The sequence below is a fragment of the Pseudomonas sp. P5_B2 genome, assembly GCF_056400445.1.
This window is the reverse complement of the sequence record NZ_JBFULH010000551.1, coordinates 1-2,711: the sequence shown is the minus strand read 5'-3', so window position 1 is coordinate 2,711 and position 2,711 is coordinate 1. Positions and strand designations below refer to the sequence as shown.

Annotated in this window: 4 protein-coding genes and 1 pseudogene; 4 read left to right on the top strand and 1 reads right to left on the bottom strand. The window is 56.0% G+C overall.

Annotation, left to right across the window (positions count from 1 at the left end; genetic code table 11):
- Positions 1–256 precede the first annotated feature (256 nt).
- Genes AC1DRJ_RS23800 through AC1DRJ_RS23785 form a run of 4 tightly spaced genes read left to right on the top strand, consistent with a single transcriptional unit; the run spans position 257 to position 2,472 of the window.
- Positions 257–1,006 carry a 2OG-Fe dioxygenase family protein gene (locus tag AC1DRJ_RS23800; RefSeq protein WP_477804308.1) on the top strand — a complete coding sequence of 250 codons (750 nt, stop codon included), beginning with the start codon at positions 257–259 and terminating at the stop codon, positions 1,004–1,006.
- A gap of 43 nt (positions 1,007–1,049) precedes the next feature.
- On the top strand, positions 1,050–1,463 hold the full coding sequence (locus AC1DRJ_RS23795) for a GNAT family N-acetyltransferase (protein WP_477804309.1): 414 nt from the start codon (positions 1,050–1,052) through the stop codon (positions 1,461–1,463).
- Positions 1,460–2,176, top strand: coding sequence for an AzlC family ABC transporter permease (locus tag AC1DRJ_RS23790; protein ID WP_477804307.1), 717 nt, complete (start codon positions 1,460–1,462; stop codon positions 2,174–2,176). Before AC1DRJ_RS23795 ends, AC1DRJ_RS23790 begins: the two co-directional genes overlap by 4 nt.
- The gene (locus AC1DRJ_RS23785) at positions 2,155–2,472 is read left to right on the top strand and encodes an AzlD domain-containing protein (protein WP_477804306.1); all 318 of its coding nucleotides are present in this window, start codon (positions 2,155–2,157) and stop codon (positions 2,470–2,472) included. Before AC1DRJ_RS23790 ends, AC1DRJ_RS23785 begins: the two co-directional genes overlap by 22 nt.
- On the opposite strand, the pseudogene AC1DRJ_RS23780 reads toward AC1DRJ_RS23785, so the two are convergent.
- Positions 2,389–2,711: pseudogene (locus tag AC1DRJ_RS23780) on the bottom strand (LysR family transcriptional regulator); the annotation flags it as partial. The gene AC1DRJ_RS23785 and the pseudogene AC1DRJ_RS23780 sit on opposite strands and share 84 nt — an antisense overlap.

Here is a 2,711-nt window from a genome sequence, read left to right as displayed (position 1 = left end):
TAAAGCGCTGCCGGGATGGCGGCGCTTTTTTATGGGCGATGGTTTTGTCAGCTACAAAAAATCTCCGGACGGGTCTTTGATTTTTACCTCGATACAGTAAAAAGCACTGAAAAGGCTTTTCTCAGTCGTAAAAAGTCGAATTCCAGCCACTTCAAACGCCGTTTCAGGCCCTGCTTGAGATGCCTGAAATTCTTTCTCATGGACGCAAATCCTGTGCTCTCTAGATTAGGTTGCTAAATGCACGGAGATTTTAAAAATGCTCGTTTTGAATAAAGAAGTGGGCGAATCGCTACGGCGCGATAAATACGTCAACGTCAAAAGTAGTGACTTCAATCTATTCGGTCACTTCTCCGACTTCGTCAGATTGACCAGAAGTTGGGAAAACATGGAGCCCGACAGTTATTACGGTCAGGCCGAGTCGGGCAATCGGTACCGTCGCTATAGCGACTTCGAGTACAACCCGGTCACGCGTGAACTGACACAGCTGGAACACCGCGCCTACGTTCAGTCCAAGGCCAATAACAGCTATGTGGGCGGAATGGTGCGGCACTTCCAGGACTTCTCCGAGGAAATTATCCATTCTCCGGTGATGCGCAGCCTGATTGACACGGATTTCGACGTGTACAAAAACGTCCTGCCGCCGGAACTGCACAACGAAATCTGGCAGTGCCAGATCCACCAGATCCGTATCGAGATCAAGCCCGGTAAACAACTGGAGATCACCCCGGAAGGTATTCACTGCGACGGCTACCCGTTCAGCGGCGTGCATTTTTGGGGGCGTAATAACGTGGAGGGGGCAGAGAGCCGCTTGTACAGCGCCCATGAACAAGAGCATTTGGCGTCGACAACGTACACGGAGATTCTCGATACCACTTACTTCCTTGATCGGGACATGCGCCACTACGTCACACCGGCGCGCAATACCCATTCCCACAACATGGCTTATCGACAAATTCTGGCGATCTCCTTCTCGCGGCCCGGGACCGCTTTTGACATTGTTCGCTGAACAGCTTGACCCCATGAACCTCACCGAGTGCCCTGCACCGGTGATGTTGCGGCGCACGATGGCCAAAGATGCGCAGCGCCTGGAGCGCTTCTTTCGGCAATTTGAAGAGGTGTCTTTCTGCGAATGGCAGGACGCCAGATGCCTGCGCGGGGTGTTGGTTCAAAAGACCACCACCGCGTTCATCGCGCTGGACCTCAGTGGCGAAATCGTTGGCGCGGTGCTGGGTGGCATGCTCGGCAGTCGCGGCACCATCAACCACTTGGCGGTCAGCCCGATGTACCGCAGCCAGGGCGTTGGTCAACGGCTGGTTGAAGCGGCATCTGCGGACATGAAACGCGTGGGCGTGCTGCGGATGTTCCTGTTTGTCGACGATACGAATCTCGCCGGCAAACGTTTTTGGAGTGCTCAGGGTTTTTGCGAACCGCGCGGAGAAAGAACATTGGAGAGGGATCTATGAATGAGACGTCCAGCAGCCATCCGCTGATGGTCGGGCCACAGCGTTCGCGCACCTTTGCGGAAGCCAGCCCGGTGGTGGCGGGTTATTTCACTGTGTCGTTTGTGTTCGGCCTGATGGCGGTCAACGCCGGGATGCCATTGTGGTTACCGGTCGCCATGTGTCTGTTCGTTTACGCTGGCGCTTCGCAGTTTGCCGCCTTGGCGCTGATTTCCAGCGGTGCGTCGCTGACCACCATTGTCCTCACCACGTTCCTGATCAATGCGCGGCACATGCTGATGTCGGTCTACATGGCCAAGGCATTGCAAGCGATGGGGCTCAGCCGACTTGAGCGTTGGTGTTATGCGGGCGGGTTGACCGATGAGTCGTTCGCTTTCCACAGCGTCAAACTGGGCAAAGGTGCGCCGGTCAATGTGCGTTACCTGATCGGCTTCAATCTGTATTGCCACACCTCATGGGTACTCGGCGGTTTGCTCGGGGCGATTTGCGCGCAGTACGCGGCGCACTTGATCAAGTATCAGCTCGACTACGCGCTGACGGCGATGATGCTCTACGTGCTGGTTTCATTGTGCAATACGCGTAACAAACTCATCGCCGCACTGGCCGCCGTCGCTTGCATGGGCGCGCTGAGCCTGGTCGGCAGCTCGCCGTTCAACGTATTTATCGCCACTTTTGTTGGCTGCGGGGTGGGTGTATGCCTGACCAAACGTTCCTGATCCTGGTTGTCGTATTGATGATGGTCGTGACGTTCCTGCCGCGTGCGCTGCCGCTGCAAGTGAACACTGACCATTGGCCGCCGTTCGTCGCACGGGCCCTGGAATACTTACCCGTGGCGATCGTTGCTGCCATCAGCCTCACGCCGTTGTTGATCAAGGATCAACACGTGCAGCTCGATCGCCCGGAGTTTTATGCCGCGATTCCGACGTTGTTATGTGCGTACTTCAGCAAAAACCTCTTTCTCTCCGTTGCGGTGGGAACGGCTGCGTACATTGCACTCGGCTCGTTCCTGTAGCGGCAGGTCGACCACGTCTTGCAAGGCCTGGCCCGACAACTCAGGGTTATTGACCGCCAACCGGACTTCGAGGGCATCCTCGAAGCCAGGAAAAATGGTCAAGCCGTTACGTTGGGCTGCGTCACGAGACACCATGCCGAGGCCATCCATCTGCGTGATCAGCGACAGCGTCAGTGTCTCGCTGCAGGAATAGACCATCCGCTTGTTCGACTCGTAATTGCCAAGGCCGGCGTCGAGAA